The following is a 1398-nucleotide window of genomic DNA, read 5'->3' as shown; positions in this document are numbered from 1 at the left end:
GGGCGAGGTAGTGGGGGTCGCGGTGGCCGCCGGGGCGGGCGATCACGGCGGTGGCGCCGGTGGTCAAGGGCCAGAACACTTCCCAGACGGAGGTGTCGAAGCTGATGGGGGTTTTGACCAGCATGCGGTCAGAGGCGTTGAGGGGGTAGGCGTGCTGTAGCCACAGGATGCGATTGGTGATGGCGGTGTGGGGGATGACCACGCCTTTGGGGATGCCGGTGGTTCCGGAGGTGTAGAGGATGTAGGCCACGGAGCCGGGGTGCACTGGTGGCAGGGGTGTGGGTTGTGAATCGTGTTGTGCGTCAGTGATCTGCGCGGGGTCGTCGAGGATGACCGCGGGCGTGGTGTCGGCGGTCATGTGGTCCAGGCGGGCGGCAGGGTAGTCGGGGTCCAGGGGCAGGAACGCGGCGCCGGTTTTGGTGGTGGCGATCAGGGCGACGATGAGTTCCAGGGAGCGGGGCAACCGGATACCGACCACGGTTCCGGGTAGGGCGCCCTGGTCGCGTAGCCGTGCGGCGAACCGATCCGACCACGCCTCGAGCTCGCCATAAGTCACCTCGACACCCTCATACGACAACGCAATAGCGTGAGGTGTCCGTGCAGCCTCGGCCGACACCAACGCCGCCAGACTTGTCTGCGGCACATCATGTTTCGTGTGATTCCGGTCGACGAGGATGCGCGCACGCTCCTGCGTGGTCAGGATGTCGACGTCGCCGACCCGGGTGCCCCCGTCGGATGCGACGGCATCGCACACCAGGCTCAGTCGTTGACCGAGTGCGGCCGCCGACTCCCGGTCGAACAGGTCGGCGCTGTATTCGACGGTGAGCGTTGCGGTGTCGTCGGGGTGTTCGGTCAGCATCATGCCGATGTCGAACATCGCCGCTGTGGGCGCGGGCTCGTGCCAGTGGGCAGGGAGTCCGAACAGAGTGGTGTCGTCGTCGCTTCTGCGGTAGTGGGCGATGAAGACGTTGAACAGCGGGTTGCGGCCGGGAACCCGCGGTGGGTTCAGCGTTTCGACGATGCGGTCGAAGGGCAGGTCGGCGTGGGCGAACGCGTCGAGATCGTCGGTACGGATGCGAGTGAGCAGTTCGGTGAAGCTGGGGTTGCCCGAGACATCGGTGCGCAGCACCACGGTGTTGACGAACAGGCCCACCACGTCATCGAGGACGTCGTCGTCGCGGCCGGCCACCGGGGTTCCGACGACGATGTCGGTGCCTGCACCCAGACGGCGCAACAGGACCACCACCGCGGCATGCAACACGGCGAGCATGCTGGCGTGATGTGTTGCCGCCAGGTCGCGCAGCGCGAGGGTGGTATCGGTGCTCAGCTCTATGGCGATGCTGCCGCCGGTGCCTGATGGTGTTGTGGGGCGGGGTCGATCGGTGGGTAGGGGGGTTT

General features: G+C 66.7%; 1 protein-coding gene. It reads right to left on the bottom strand.

Translation table 11 applies throughout. The features are described 5' to 3' along the window. Positions 1-1398: AMP-binding protein (locus DMB80_RS27740; RefSeq protein WP_162938737.1), on the bottom strand; the 1398-nt coding region annotated here is incomplete at both ends.

This window comes from Mycobacterium kyogaense (assembly GCF_003254575.1).
GTDB lineage: Bacteria > Actinomycetota > Actinomycetes > Mycobacteriales > Mycobacteriaceae > Mycobacterium > Mycobacterium kyogaense.
This window is presented reverse-complemented; position numbering and strand designations above follow the sequence as displayed.